Here is a 13537-nt window from a genome sequence, read left to right on the forward strand (position 1 = left end):
GGGGGGAAGCATGACGACAGTCCGCGAACCGGAGACCCACGTCGCCCGGATCGACGAGTTGGCCGCGTTGAAGGAGCTGACCAGGGCCGGCGAGGACCCGCGTGCCACCGAGCGGCAGCACGCGAAGGGCAAGCTGACCGCGCACGAGCGCATCGAGCTGTTGCTGGACAAGGGCAGCTTCACCGAGGTGGAGCCGCTGCGCAGGCACCGCGCCACCGGGTTCGGCCTGGAGGCCAAGCGCCCGCACGGAGACGGCGTGGTGGCCGGCTGGGGGAGCGTCGACGGCCGGCGGGTGTTCGTGTACGCGCACGACTTCCGCGCGTTCGGCGGCGCGCTGGGCGAGGCGCACGCGCAGAAGATCCACAAGGTGATGGACCTGGCCATCGCGGCGGGTGCGCCGCTGGTGTCGTTGAACGACGGCGCGGGGGCGCGCATCCAGGAGGGCGTGTCCGCGCTCGCCGGCTACGGCGGGATCTTCCAGCGCAACGTGCGCGCGTCCGGCGTGATCCCGCAGATCAGCGTGATGCTCGGGCCGTGCGCCGGAGGCGCCGCGTACTCGCCCGCGTTGACCGACTTCGCCTTCATGGTGCGCGGTGTCTCGCAGATGTTCATCACCGGGCCGGACGTGGTCCGCACCGTGACCGGCGAAGAGATCACGATGGAGGGGTTGGGCGGCGCGGAGGTGCACGGCGGGACGTCCGGGGTGGCGCACTTCGTCTACGACGACGAGGAGAGCTGCCTGGCCGACGTCCGGCTGCTGCTGTCCATGCTGCCCGCCAACAACCGCGAGCTGCCGCCCGTGGTGCGCGGTGACGACCCGGTGGACCGGCGCGGCGACGCGCTGCTCGACCTGGTGCCCGTGGACGGCGCGCGGTCCTACGACGTGCGCGACGTGATCGAGGAGGTCGTCGACGACGGGCACCACTTCGAGGTGCACGCGCTGTGGGCGCCGAACCTGGTGTGCACGTTCGCCCGGTTGGACGGGCAGCTGGTCGGGATCGTGGCCAGCCAGCCGGCCGCGCTCGCCGGGGTGCTGGACATCCGCGCGAGCGAGAAGGGCGCGCGGTTCGTCCAGTTCTGCGACTCGTTCAACATCCCGCTGCTCACGTTGGTGGACGTGCCCGGCTTCCTGCCGGGGGTCGACCAGGAGCACGACGGCATCATCCGGCGTGGCGCGAAGCTGCTGTACGCGTACTGCAACGCGACCGTGCCCCGGGTGTCCGTGGTGCTGCGCAAGGCTTACGGCGGCGCGTACATCGTGATGGACTCGCGGTCGATCGGCGCGGACGTCTCGTACGCCTGGCCCACCAACGAGATCGCGGTGATGGGGGCGGAGGCGGCGGCGGACGTCGTGTTCCGGCGCGAGATAGCCGCCTCCGCGGATCCCGCGCGCACCAGGCAGGAGAAGATCGACCAGTACCGCGGCGAACTGGTGCACCCGTTCTACGCGGCCGAGCGCGGCCTGGTGGACGACGTGATCGACCCGCGCCGGACGCGCGAGGTGCTGATCCGCACGTTCGCGATGCTGGAGACCAAAGACGCCGACCTGCCGCGCCGCAAGCACGGCAACCCACCGCAATGACGGCCCGGGACCGGCGGTTGGCGGCGGTGGGCGACCAGGGCCCGCGGTCGGCGGTGGCAAGCGACCGCGACCCGCATCCGGTGGTGGGTGGCCAAGACCCGCGGCCCGAACTTCTGCTGCGCGTCGAGAAGGGCGATCCCGACCCGGTGGAGCTGGCGGCGTTGGCGGCGGTCCTGCGGCTGCGGGCGGCAGCGGCGGCGGTCGTGGAGGAAGAGGTGCCACGGCGGGCGGCCCGGTGGCGCAGGCCTGAGCGCGTCGCGGGCTTCGCGGGCGCGCGCACCTGGCGGAACTGACTTCAAGGAGACCGGTATGGACGTCGGCTTTCTCTTCGACCTGCGCAACCCCGCGCAGTGGCAACGGCCCTGGGCGGACCACTACGCGCGCAGCCTGGAGCTGTGCGAGGAGGCCGACCGGCTCGGCGCGAACGGCGTGTGGTTCACCGAGCACCACCTGTTCCCCGACGGCTACCTGCCCCAGCCGCTGACGTTCGCCGCCGCCGCGGCGGCGCGCACCCGCGACGTCCGCATCGGCACCGCCGTCACCCTGCCCGCACTGCGCCAACCCGCGCACCTGGCCGAGGAAGCGGCCGTCGTGGACCTCATCAGCGGCGGGCGGCTGGAGCTCGGCATGGGCGCCGGCTACCGCGTGCCCGAGTTCGAGCTGGTCGGCGCCGACCACGGCCGCCGGTTCGCCGAGACCGAACGCGTCATCCGCGAAGTCCAGCGGCTGTGGCGCGAAGGCGGCGTCACGCCGCTGCCGATCCAGGACCCCGTGCCCATGTGGGGCGGCTTCTACGGCCCGCGCGGCGCGCGCATCGCGGGCCGGCTCGGCCTCGGGCTGCTGCACATCTCGCGCGACATCCTCCCGCACTACCGCGACGGGCTGGTCGAAGGCGGCCACGACCCGGCGTCGGCCCGGATGTCCGACCTGCTGCCCGTGCTGCTCGCCGACGACCCGGACGCGGCCTGGGCCAGGGTCGCGCCGCACCTCGCGCACCAGATGAACAGCTACCGGCAGCTCTCGGTCGAGGGCACGGACGCGCCGCCACCGCCGCTGATCGAGCCGAGCGACTTCCGCGACCGCCGCGAGGACGGCCCGTGGGGCGCGCTGGAGATCATGACCCCCGACGAGGCCGCCGCACGCATCCTCCGACGCGCCGAAGGGCTGCCGGTCGAGCACCTGATCTTCTGGGCCAGCGTCGGCGCGATGCCCGACGACCTGGTGGTCCGGCACCTGGAGCTGGCCAGTCGCGAGCTGGCGCCGCTGCTGGACAAGGCGCCCGCCCGTGCGTGAGGGCGGCGAGTGGGACCGCAAGGCGTGGGCGCTGCTGTTCGTCCTCTCGGGCAACATGCTGCTCGACGCCCTTGAGGTCGCCGTGGTGCTCCCGGCGCTGACTCCCCTCAGCGCCGGGTTCGCCATCACGACCCCGGACGCGCAGTGGGTGATGAGCGGCTTCGCGCTCGGGTTCGCGCTGCTGCTCGTGCCCGGTCCCCACCTGGCCGCCCGCCTCGGGCGCAAGGAGCTCTACCTGGGCGCGATGCTGCTGTTCGCGGTGGCGTCCGTGGTCGCGGGCCTCACCGACTCGCTGGGCGTGCTCGTCGCGACCCGCGTGGTCAAGGGCTTCTGCGCCGCGCTCACCGCGCCCGCCGGGCTGGCGATCATCGTCTCGGTGTTCGACGGCCCGGCACGGCGGCGCGCCGTCTCGGTCTACTCGCTCTTCGGCGCGGCGGGGTTCACCTCGGGCCTGCTGCTGTCGGGCGTGCTCAGCGCGAACGACTGGCACTGGACGTTCCTGTTCCCCGCGCCGGTCGCGCTGGTGCTGTTCGCCGCCGGGCTCGGGGTGATTCCCCGCGCGCCCGCCGCGCCGCCGCCGCCACTCGACAGAACGGTCCTGCGTGACGGCTCGCTGCTGCGCGCCGGGTTCGGCGCGGCCGTCCTGAACGGCACGTACATCGGGCTGTTGCTGCTGGTCACCGCGCAGCTCGCGCACCTCCCGCCGTGGCGGCTCGCGCTCGCCCTGCTGCCCGCCAGCCTGCCGCTGGTCCTCGCCGCGCCGCACGGAGCGCGGCTCGTGCGCCGGTTCGGCACGGCCAGGCTGATCGCGGCGGGCGCGCTGTGCTCGGCCGCGGGCAACGCCCTCTACCTCGCGCGGCCGGACCCGGAGCCGTACGCGACCGCCGTGCTGCCGGTGCTGCTGCTGGTCGAAGCCGGGTTCGTGCTGTCGTTCGTCGCGCTGAACCTCCAGGCCACCGCGACCGTGCCGGCCGACCGACGTGCCGCCGCCGTGCCGGTCTACCAGACGTTCGTGCAGCTCGGCTCGGTCGTGTCGCTGCCGCTGGTCGCGCTGCTGCTCGCCACCGGCGGACCCCGTGCGGCGATGGCGCTGGTCACCGCGGCGGCGGTGGTCGGCGCCGCCGTCGCCCTCACCGGCCTCCGCACGACCACGACAGGAAAGGTCCCGTCATGACCGCAGAACCGCTCACCCTCCTCGTCGTCGTGGGCAGCGTCCGCGACGGCCGGTTCGCGCCGACCGCCGCGCGGTGGTTCGAGGGCGTCGCCCGCACCCACCCGGACTTCCGGGTCGAGCTGCTCGACCTGCTCGACTACCCGCTGCCGCTCGTCCTGCCCGAACCGGGCAGGCAACCGGACTCGGGCACCGCGAGGGTGCGCGACGCGCTGTCGGCCAAGCTCGCCGCCGCCGACGCGTTCGTCGTCGTCACGCCCGAGTACAACCACGCGCCGCCCGCCGCGCTGAAGAACGCGATCGACTGGTTCAACGCCGAGTGGAACGCGAAGCCGGTCGGGTTCGTGTCCTACGGCGGCGCGGGCGCGGGCCTGCGCGCGGTCGAGCACCTGCGGCACGTGTTCGCCGAGCTGCACGCCACGACCGTCCGCGAGTCCGTCAGCTTCACCAACGTGTGGGACCTCTTCGTCGACGGCGCGCCGCGCGACGCGGCGGGCAGCGAGGCGGCGGCGAAGGTGATGCTCGACCGGCTCGCCTGGTGGGGCTCGGCACTGCGCGCGGCGCGGGCCGCGCGCCCGTACTGAAGGGGGAGCGCGTGACCACCGTGCACGACCGGCCGTTCCGCTTCGGCGTCGGCCTCTTCACGCCCGTCGAGCGGTCCGAGTGGGTCGCCAGGGCCAGGCTCGCCGAGCAGTTGGGCTACGACGTGGTGCAGGTGTCCGACCACCTCGGGATGCCCGCGCCGCTGCCGACCCTGCTGCTCGTCGCCGAGGCCACCGAACGCGTCCGCGTCGGGACGCTCGTGCTGAACACGACGTTCTACGAGCCGGCCGTGCTCGCCCGCGACGTCGAGACGATCGACCGCTACTCGGGTGGCCGGGTCGAGGTCGGCCTCGGCGCGGGCTACGAGCGCGGCCAGTTCGACGCGGCGGGGTTGCCCTGGACGCCCGCCGCCGAACGGGTCGCGCACCTGGAGCGCACGGTCGACCGGCTCAAGGAGTCGGCCTCGGCGCCCGTCATGGTCGCCGGTCGCGGCGACCGGGTGCTGCGGCTGGCCGCCGAACGCGCCGACGTCATCGCGTTCACCGGGACCACCCGCGTCCGCGACGGCGAGGGCCTCAAGCTGGGCTCCGTCGGCGAGTTGGCCGATCGCGTGGAATTCGTGCACGCGCACCTCGGCGACCGCGTGCACGACGTCGAACTCAACATTCCCGTTCACCGCGTATTGCTGCCCGGCTCCGAACGCGTGATCGCCGATGTGTGGCAGAATGATCTGGACCTCACGGCCGACCAGCTCGTCGAGTTGCCGTCAATCCTGGTCGGCACACCCGAAGAATGCGTGGAGCAACTGCACGAGGCGCGCAAGCGATTCGGCATCTCCTACTTCAGCGTCCTCGAACCCGAGATGATGTCGTTCTCCCGGGTCATCGAGGCGATGCGTTGAGCGCGCATCACACCAGTTCAACGATAAACGAGATCCAGGGAGCACGGTTTGAAGAGGACATTCGTGATCACGGGCGCCACCGACGGCATCGGCGCGGCCGTGGCGCGGGCGCTGTTCACCCGGGGGGACCACGTCGTCGCGCTCGGCACGAACCCCCGCAAGGGCGAAGCGCTGGCCGGTGAGGCGGAACGCGCCCCCGGCTCCCTGGAGTTCGTCCGGGCCGACCTGAGCCTGGTGTCGACCAACCGGCGCGTCGTCGACGAGATCCTGGACGCGAACCCCGCCATCGACGGCCTGGTGCTGTGCGCGCGCTTCTTCCGCACGTACCGGCGGGAGACGGCGGAGGGCTTCGAGGACAACTTCGCCCTGTTCTACCTGAGCAGGCTGCTGTTCAGCTACGGGCTGCGACCCGCGCTGGAGAAGACCGAGCGGCCGGTGATCGTCAACGTGGCGGGCCCCGGCCACGACACCCCGGTGGCGTGGGACGACCTGCAGAGCACCCGCCGCTACGACGGCGTCAACGCCATGTTCATGACCGGGCGGCTGGACGACCTGCTCGGCGTGACCTTCGCCGAGCGGCACGGCGACGGGCCGGTGCGCTACGTCCTGTTCCACCCCGGCACCACGTCGACCGGTTTCGTGGGCGAGTTCGACCCGCCGACCGCGATGTACATCGAGCAGCAGAAGGCGGTGGCGAAACCGGCCACCGCGGTCGTGCCGCCGATCGTGCGGCTGCTGGACGACCCGCCGGCCGAACCGCTCACCGCGTTCAACCTGTACAGCCAGATGAGCGTGCGCACCGGGCTGTTCTCGCCGAAGGACGCGGCACGACTCGCCGCGCTGACCGACGAGCTGTTGGCACGCGTCGACGGATAACTGCGGAAACGACCCCTGGACGGGTAATCGAGGATCACTCGTCCAGGGGTCGTCGGTGAATAAAGGTCACGAGGAGTATTCGTGGATTTGGGGCTGACCGGCAAACGGGCGCTGGTGACGGGGTCGAGTTCCGGCATCGGCGCGGCGGTGGCCGACGTGCTGGCCGCCGAGGGCGCGGACGTCGTGGTCCACGGCCGCGACCGGGACAAGCTGGAGGTGGTCGCGGAGAAGGTGCGCGGCCACGGCCACCGGGTGGACCTCGCGCTGGGCGACCTGGCGACCGACGAGGGCGCGGCCGGAGTGGTCCGCGCGGCGGGCGCGGGCGGACCGGTCGACGTCCTGGTCAACAACGCGGGCGGCACGGACCTCGTGCCGTGGTTCGACGCGGAGCCGGACCTGTGGGCCGCCGCCTACCAGGTGAACGTGGTGTCCGCGGTGCGGATGATCCGCGCGTTCGTGCCCGCCATGCGGGAACGCGGGTGGGGTCGCGTGATCCAGGTCGGCGGCGGCCTGGCCACCCAGCCGATCGCGATGCAGCCGCAGTACTCGGCGGCGCTCGCGGCCCGGCACAACCTCGCGGTGTCGCTGGCCCGCGAGCTGAAGGGCACCGGCGTGACGTCGAACGTCGTGTCACCGGGGCCGATCATGGTCGAGTACATGCGCGACTGGCTGGCGCGCGTGGGCCCGGAGCGCGGCTGGGGCACGGAGCTGCCGGAGATCGAACGGCGCGCGGCGGCGGAGTGGGTGGCCAACGACGTCGGCCGCTACGGCACGCCCGAGGAGGTGGCCGCGGCCGTCGGCTACCTGGCGAGCCGGCAGGCGGACTACGTGACCGGATCGGTGTTGCGGGTGGACGGCGGGTTCGTGGCGGCGGTGTCGTGACGGTGCGGGGACGGGTGTGGTTGAGGTCGATCGACGACATGACAGGAGTCCGGTGATGGACGGCGCACAATTCGCGGCCGACGACGGCACCGCGCCCGTGCTGCCCGCCGCGGCCCGCGGCGACGCGCGCCAACTGGTGTTCCACCTCGCGGCGGTGAAGTGGTCGATCGGCACGATCCGCGCCCTGGTCGAGCTCGGCGTACCGGACCTGCTGGCCGACGGCCCCGGCACGGCGGCGGAACTGGCCGCGTTGGCGGGCGTGGACGCGTCACGCCTGCGCCGCGTGCTCGCCGCCGCCGCGACCGCGGGCGTGCTGGCCGAGGACGGCGCGGGCCGGTTCTCGCTCACCCCCGCCTCCGACGGCCTGCGCACCGGCGGGCCCGGCGGTTTCCGGGACGTGCTGCTGTTCCTCACCGACCCGATGATGTGGCGGCCCTACGAGGACGTGGCGCACGCGGTGCGGACCGGCGAACCGGCGTTCGACCACCTGTTCGGCGAGCCGTTCTACCAGCACCTGCGGGGCGATCCCGCGGCCTCGGACCTGTTCGACCGGGCCATGGTGCGCAACGACGGCCCCGAGACCTTCGAGCTGTTCGACGACCTGCGCTCGCGCCGGCACCTCCGGATCGCCGACGTCGGCGGCGGTCGCGGCAGCTTCCTGGCCGAGTTGCTGCGCCGCCACCCCGGCGTGACGGGCGCGGTGTGCGACCACCCGCTCGCGATCGCCGGCGCGGCCGACGAATTCGCCCGCCGCGGCGTCACGGACCGGGCCGAGGCGATCGCGACCGATTTCTTCGAGAAGGTGCCGCGGGGGTTCGACGCCTATCTGATCAAGCGCTCGCTGCAGAATTGGGACGACCTGGACGCGGTGCGCGTGCTGGCCCGGGTCAGGGAGGCCATCGGCGACGATCGTGACGCTCGGTTGTGGATTGTGAACCACCTTCTCACCCGTTCAGGTGTACCTGACCTCGGTAAGCTTTCGGATATCGAGATGATGGCTATTCTGGGTGGCCGCGAAAGGGGTTGGGGGGACTGGACCCGCCTGGGGGCAGAAGCGGGTTTCGCGCCGGTCGGAGAACCGGGCGCCGGGCGCGTCACGTTGTTGACGTTCCGCCCGATCTGAGCGCACAGGTCTGAGCACGCATCGGCCCGCAGCGTCGCGGACCGCGAATCCCACGGCTGGGGCGGGGGAGCGCTGTCGACCGCGGCGGTCACGGGTGGCGAGGCCACCGACCGGCGGGCGCCGCGGCGCGCTCACACCCCTCGTGGTGCACGCTTCCCCTCGGTGGCGCCGCCGCACGCCGACGGGATCGCAGAGGCGAAACGACAACGCCGTGCCCGTCGCCGTCGCGCGCGGGCACGCGGATCTTGGGGGTGTGTGTGGAGCACGACGTCGATCGGTCCACCGGCACGGGTCGTCGCGTCCCGGTGGAGTGGCGGCTGCCCGAGAACCTCGGCCCGGACGGGCTGACCCTGGAGGGGGTGCGGCGGACCAGGGCCGAGCTGGTGGAGCGCGGGCGGTGGGGTGAGGCCGACCAGGTGGTGCGGGAGGTGATCGACCTGCTCGCCAGCGGCCCGGCCGGGGTGCGCGGCCCCCAGCTGGGCGGCCTGGTGTACGTGCCGGGCGGACCGGCGCCGGACGACGCGCACTGCGCCGGGTTGGACGCGGCGGGCGTGCCGGAGGAGCAGCGGCTCGCCGCGCGGGCCGTGCAGCTGGCCAACCGGGGCGTGGACCGGGTCGGGACGGTCGCCACCGCCGAGCAGCTGCTGGCGCTGCCCGGCGGGCGCGAGACCGGGGCGTTCTGGTGCGGGATCCTGGTGCTGGCCTACGCCGACGAGCTGGACACCGCGATGGACCTCAGCGTCCGCGCGATGCGCAGCCCGGACGTCATCGACTTCGGCGAGGCGCGTGGCGTGGTGGCGCTGCTGGTGGCCCGGCTGATGTGGTTGGGCGGCGATCCCGGCGGCGCGGCCAAGGTGCTCGCCGGGTCGCTGCGGCGCGACGTGTGCCGGCAGATCCGCAGCGTGGCCGTGGCGTGGCTGGTGTCCGCGCTGGTCGACCTCGGCGAGCTGAACCGCGCGCACGACCTGCTGCTGGAGCACGGGTTCAGCGGCCCGCTGGCGGGCGTGCAGGACCGCGCGGAGCTGTTCATGGCGCGGGGCGCGCTGCGGTTCGCGCTCGGGCAGTACGACCGGGCGCTGGAGGACTTCCTGGACTGCGGGCGCGACCTGACCGCGTGGGGCGTGACGAACCCGGCGGTGGCGCCGTGGCGGTCGCGGGCGGCGGTGTGCGCGAACGCGATCGGCCGCACCGACCTGGCGCAGGCGTTGGTGTCGAAGGAGATGGCGGCGGCCCGCCGCTGGCGCACCCCGCGTTCGGTCGGCCTGGCCTCGCACGCCGCGGCGCTGGTCGCGGGAGGCGAACCCGCGTCCCTGCGCGAGGTGGTCGCGGTCCTGGACGGCACGGACGCGGTCGGCGACTCGCTGCACGCCCGGTACGACCTCGCGCTCGCGCTGGGCACGCGCGAGCTGCACGGCGAGGCGCGCAAGACGCTGGAAGCGGTGCGGGACACCGCCCGCCGCCGGGGTTACGCGATGTGGTCCGCGCGGGCGGAGGAGGCGCTGGCCAGGATGACCGCCCTGGACCGCGCCGGCGGGCTCACCAGGCAGGAGCGCAAGATCGGCGAACTGGCCCGGACCGGCCGCAGCAACCGCCAGATCGCCGAGGAGCAGTACCTGACCGTGCGCACGGTCGAGTTCCACCTGTCCCGCGTCTACCGGAAGCTGGGCCTGGCCGGCCGGCGTGACCTCAAGGCCATCCTCACGCCGCTGTCCTGAGCCGACCGGGCCCTCAGGCCGCCGGGTGGCCCGGTGGTGGTCCCGCGGTGAGCACCGAGTCGACCGGCAGGCGCCGCGACGGCGTGGCCGGGCCGGTGGTGCGGGTGAGGCGGGAGAGCAGGGTCAGCGGGCCGTCCGGTTTCGGGGCCACCCGGTGGAAACGGGTGCACAACTCGTGCAGCTCGGCGGTCTCGGCGGCGTCGAGGATCGTCGCCGCCGGGCCGCCCAGCAGGTCGAACAGGTAGATCGCGGTGGTCATCGGGTGCGGTCCGAGGCCGAGTTGCTCGGCACGCAGCCAGGTCCGCTGCATCGCGCGGCCACCCGCGAGCCAGCACTCCGGGGTGTCGTCGGGGACCGACAGCAGTGCCACCGCGGACGCGCCGGCCACCGCGTCCCGCGCGGCTTGCGCGAGGCGGTCGCCACCGCCGAGCTGCCGGAGGCGGGCGGCGACCTCCGGTCGGGCGACGAGCCGGAGGACCTCCTCGGCCCCGGCCGGCAACGCCAGCGTGGCGACGTCGATCCCGTCGCGGGCCTCGTCGGGTCCGAACCGCAGTTCGCCGAACAGCTCCGCGTGGAGGTGGGGGTTCAGGAACCGGATCCGGTCGCACGCGCCGATGATCCGGCCGAGCTCCTCCAGGCCGGCCGGACGACGGCACAGGTCCAGCCGTGCGCCGTGGTGCGTCGCGGCGGCCGTGAGCGAGGCGACTTCGGCCGCGGTCAGGGGTGACCGCGTTCCGGGGGCGCGGTGCGTGCGGCGGTGCCGCAACGCGGTCAGCAGGCCGTCCGGGGCCGACGCGCCGGGCCGGGTGGTGATCGCGGCGACGACGTCGCCGAACGGGAACGGTTCGACGACGGTGTCGAGGTTGCGGTCCGCGGCGGCGATGACCACGTTCTCCACCGCCGCGCCCAGGGCCAGGAGCGCCGTGCGGGAGTGCGGGTCCATGAGGTTGCGGCCCCGGTCGCGGTCGTGCGCCACCCAGAGCCGGTCGTCGGCCCAGTAGAAGTGCCACGGCTGGGCGTTCCCGGCCGACGGCGCGAGGACCGCGTGCTCCACCAGGTGCCGCACCAGGTCCGGCACGGGCGTGCGCACCGATTCGGTGCGCGGGTGCGCTTCCGGTTCGGCGGACCGCGCCGTCACGTCGGTCACGGGCTCGCGGACGGCGGTGTCGAGGTCCAGGTACCGGCGGCCGGACGGCATCGCCTCGCCGAGGGCCAGGTTGCGGATCGCCGCGGTCATGCTCGCGCCGCCCAGCGTCACGTCGGAGGCCAACTGCGGCCAGGCGGAGACCGTGGACCCCAGCTCCACGAAGGACGCCGCCAGGTTCGCCGAGATCCGCTGACCGTCGACCAGGCGCAGGACGACGGCCGCCTCGCCACCGGCGTCGGCGAGGTCCGCGGTGTCACCGGTGTCCCCGGTGAGCCCGTGGAACAGCGGGCGCGCCGGTTCGAGGTCGAAGCGCTCCACGTCGAGCATCCCCCGGTCGCTGGTCTCCATCAGCACCGGCAGGCCGTGCGCGCGCGCCCGTTGGCGCACCAGGAACTTCACGCTCAGCGAGTCGCACTCCTCGACCACCGCGTCGAGCGGCGGCCCCAGGTCCGGTCCGCCGAGCAGGAACTCCTCGACGTTCTCCGGACCGATGCCGTCCATCACGGACAGTCGGAGGTACGGGTCGAACTCGGCGATCTGCCGCGCGGCGAGCACGGTCTTCGCCCGCCCGATGTCGTGCACGCCCGCCCGGACCCGGTTCAGGTTGGACAGGTCGAGCGTGTCGTGGTCGGCGAGCCGCAGGTGCCCCACGGCGCCTTCGAGCGCGAGGGTGAGCGCGATGGCGTTGCCCACGGACAGGCCGACGACGCCCACGGTGAACTCGGCGAGTCGCGCCAGCTCGTGCGGTGCGAGCTTGGGCCGGTTGCGGTCCAGGCGCAGCTCGCGGAACTCCGCGGGCGGCAGCAGCCGCACGAGCCGCCCCGACCACGGGTAGTGGACCCACCGGCCGTACTCGGACAGCGGCGTGCCGGCCAGGACCTCGGCCACGTCGGCGGCGCGGTCGCCCGGCCGACGGGCCTCCGCCAGGTCGCGCAGCTGAGCCCGCAGGGTGTCGCTGGTCTCCCACACCCGCCCGGACGCGATGAGCCCGTCGAGCCGTCGACGGTCCTCGGCGTCGGCCGGGTCGAAGACGTCGGGGCGCCACGACATCGCCGTCATCGCCCCGCACCGCGGTGGTCGAACCAGCAGAGCGTGCTGCGGAACCGGCCGTCGGGGAAGGGCAGGTCGCGGAACCGCTCGTCCGGCACGAACCCGACCCGGACGCCCACGCCGACGCTGAACTGGTTGGCCAACGTGACCGTCCACCGACCACTGCCCGCCCCGGCCGCCCGCAGCGCCGCTCCGGCGAGCGCGGTGCCGACCCCCGTGCCCTGGTGCCCCGGCCGGATCCAGCACCCGCCGATCTCGTTCACGCCCTCCGGCCCGCGTTCGGCGATGGCGGCGGCGAGGTGCGGCGACCCGGTCTCCGCCGGGATCACCGTGCGGGCGCGCAGCAGGATGCCGCCGACGACCTCGTCGGCCGCGGCGGCCAGCACGACCGCCGTCACGTCCGCGGGCACCTCCGGCCCCGGGACCAGGTCGGCCGCGCCGATGCCGGAGTACACCTCGGACAGGCCGCGCTGGTAGGTCCGCCACGCGGCCGCGTCCCGGCCGGGGTCCGCGGTGCGGAGCTCCACGGCGTCCGCGAGGTGCTCGGGCACTCGGTCGGCGGCCATGATCGTCGGGTCCTCTCCTCGGGGGTGGCGTCACCAGAGTGCGTGCCGCGAGGCGTGTACCCGGCCGGGGAGGCATGAACCTGCCGTTCGCCCGATCGCCTGACACCGACCTTCCAGGGCGTGCCGGGAGAGCGGTGGCGCGGCGTCGGGTGTTCACCGGACACCGCGGCCGCTCCCGCGTTCGTACGCTCGTGCCATGAGAGCAAGGGGTCTGCGTTACGGGGCGGCCGGGCTGGTCGCCGCGGCGCTGGGTGCGGTCGTGGTCGTGTCGGCCGCTCCGGCGTCCGCGGCGGTGGCGGCGCTGTGCACCACGACGTCCGAGGTCGTGCGGTCGGGTCGCACGCTCATGGTGCCGACGGTCAAGGGCAGCACCACGTGCACGATCGGTCGCGACTACGCGGCGAACACGTCGGTGGTGTCCCGGTTCCAGTCGATGATGAGTCGGTGCTACCCCGACCTCGACCTGGCGTGGCCCTACTCGGACGAGAAGGTGGGGGACCTGTCCAACGACGGCAGCTTCGGGCCGCGCACCGAAGCCGCGCTGAAAGCCGTCCAGAGGGCCATCGGCACCGCCGACGACGGCATCTACGGCCCGAACACCAGGGACCGCATGAAGTTCCCGAAGCCGGCCACGGACACGTGCTACCAGTACTGATCGAGAGCCGTTGAGCCCTGGGCCTGCCCCGGT

13 protein-coding genes are annotated in these 13537 nt (G+C 73.7%); 11 read left to right on the plus strand and 2 right to left on the minus strand.

The window, feature by feature from the left end:
* Positions 1 to 10: 10 nt before the first annotated feature.
* From ACZ7GX_RS31320 to ACZ7GX_RS31365, 10 genes are all read left to right on the plus strand, one after another.
* Positions 11 to 1582 (plus strand): acyl-CoA carboxylase subunit beta, encoded by a 1572-nt coding sequence (locus ACZ7GX_RS31320; RefSeq protein WP_498781839.1) that lies wholly within the window; start codon positions 11 to 13, stop codon positions 1580 to 1582.
* Positions 1579 to 1875 carry an acyl-CoA carboxylase epsilon subunit gene (locus tag ACZ7GX_RS31325; protein WP_498781841.1) on the plus strand — a complete coding sequence of 99 codons (297 nt, stop codon included), beginning with the start codon at positions 1579 to 1581 and terminating at the stop codon, positions 1873 to 1875. Before ACZ7GX_RS31320 ends, ACZ7GX_RS31325 begins: the two co-directional genes overlap by 4 nt.
* A 16-nt stretch (positions 1876 to 1891) precedes the next feature.
* Positions 1892 to 2875 carry an LLM class flavin-dependent oxidoreductase gene (locus ACZ7GX_RS31330; RefSeq protein ID WP_498781843.1) on the plus strand — a complete coding sequence of 328 codons (984 nt, stop codon included), beginning with the start codon at positions 1892 to 1894 and terminating at the stop codon, positions 2873 to 2875.
* Positions 2868 to 4049: an MFS transporter gene (locus ACZ7GX_RS31335; RefSeq protein WP_498781845.1), complete on the plus strand. Its 1182-nt coding sequence runs from the start codon at positions 2868 to 2870 to the stop codon at positions 4047 to 4049. Before ACZ7GX_RS31330 ends, ACZ7GX_RS31335 begins: the two co-directional genes overlap by 8 nt.
* Positions 4046 to 4630, plus strand: a complete 585-nt coding sequence (locus tag ACZ7GX_RS31340) for an NADPH-dependent FMN reductase (protein ID WP_498781847.1) — start codon at positions 4046 to 4048, stop codon at positions 4628 to 4630. The genes ACZ7GX_RS31335 and ACZ7GX_RS31340 overlap by 4 nt, the downstream gene beginning before the upstream one ends.
* Positions 4631 to 4641: 11 nt before the next feature.
* A complete protein-coding gene (locus ACZ7GX_RS31345) occupies positions 4642 to 5490 on the plus strand; it encodes a TIGR03621 family F420-dependent LLM class oxidoreductase (RefSeq protein ID WP_498781849.1) in 849 nt (282 codons plus the stop codon).
* Positions 5491 to 5538: 48 nt separating this feature from the next.
* Positions 5539 to 6366 carry an SDR family NAD(P)-dependent oxidoreductase gene (locus ACZ7GX_RS31350; RefSeq protein ID WP_498781851.1) on the plus strand — a complete coding sequence of 276 codons (828 nt, stop codon included), beginning with the start codon at positions 5539 to 5541 and terminating at the stop codon, positions 6364 to 6366.
* Between the two features lie 81 nt (positions 6367 to 6447).
* Positions 6448 to 7248 carry an SDR family NAD(P)-dependent oxidoreductase gene (locus tag ACZ7GX_RS31355; protein ID WP_498781853.1) on the plus strand — a complete coding sequence of 267 codons (801 nt, stop codon included), beginning with the start codon at positions 6448 to 6450 and terminating at the stop codon, positions 7246 to 7248.
* 55 nt (positions 7249 to 7303) lie between these two features.
* On the plus strand, positions 7304 to 8371 hold the full coding sequence (locus ACZ7GX_RS31360) for a methyltransferase (protein ID WP_498781855.1): 1068 nt from the start codon (positions 7304 to 7306) through the stop codon (positions 8369 to 8371).
* Between the two features lie 257 nt (positions 8372 to 8628).
* A complete protein-coding gene (locus ACZ7GX_RS31365) occupies positions 8629 to 10086 on the plus strand; it encodes a LuxR C-terminal-related transcriptional regulator (RefSeq protein ID WP_498781857.1) in 1458 nt (485 codons plus the stop codon).
* A gap of 13 nt (positions 10087 to 10099) precedes the next feature.
* Here the strand turns inward: ACZ7GX_RS31365 and ACZ7GX_RS31370 are convergent, their stop codons facing one another.
* Together ACZ7GX_RS31370 and ACZ7GX_RS31375 are read right to left on the minus strand one after the other, a co-directional pair.
* Positions 10100 to 12292 carry an Rv1355c family protein gene (locus ACZ7GX_RS31370; RefSeq protein WP_498781859.1) on the minus strand — a complete coding sequence of 731 codons (2193 nt, stop codon included), beginning with the start codon at positions 12290 to 12292 and terminating at the stop codon, positions 10100 to 10102.
* The gene (locus ACZ7GX_RS31375) at positions 12289 to 12849 is read right to left on the minus strand and encodes a GNAT family N-acetyltransferase (RefSeq protein WP_498781861.1); all 561 of its coding nucleotides are present in this window, start codon (positions 12847 to 12849) and stop codon (positions 12289 to 12291) included. The genes ACZ7GX_RS31370 and ACZ7GX_RS31375 overlap by 4 nt, the downstream gene beginning before the upstream one ends.
* Before the next feature lie 196 nt (positions 12850 to 13045).
* On the opposite strand from ACZ7GX_RS31375, the gene ACZ7GX_RS31380 reads away from it, so the two are divergent.
* Entirely contained in the window at positions 13046 to 13504 is a 459-nt protein-coding gene (locus ACZ7GX_RS31380; RefSeq protein WP_498781863.1) for a peptidoglycan-binding domain-containing protein, read from the plus strand.
* Positions 13505 to 13537: the final 33 nt, after the last annotated feature.

Source organism: Actinosynnema sp. NPDC037264 (assembly GCF_055603705.1).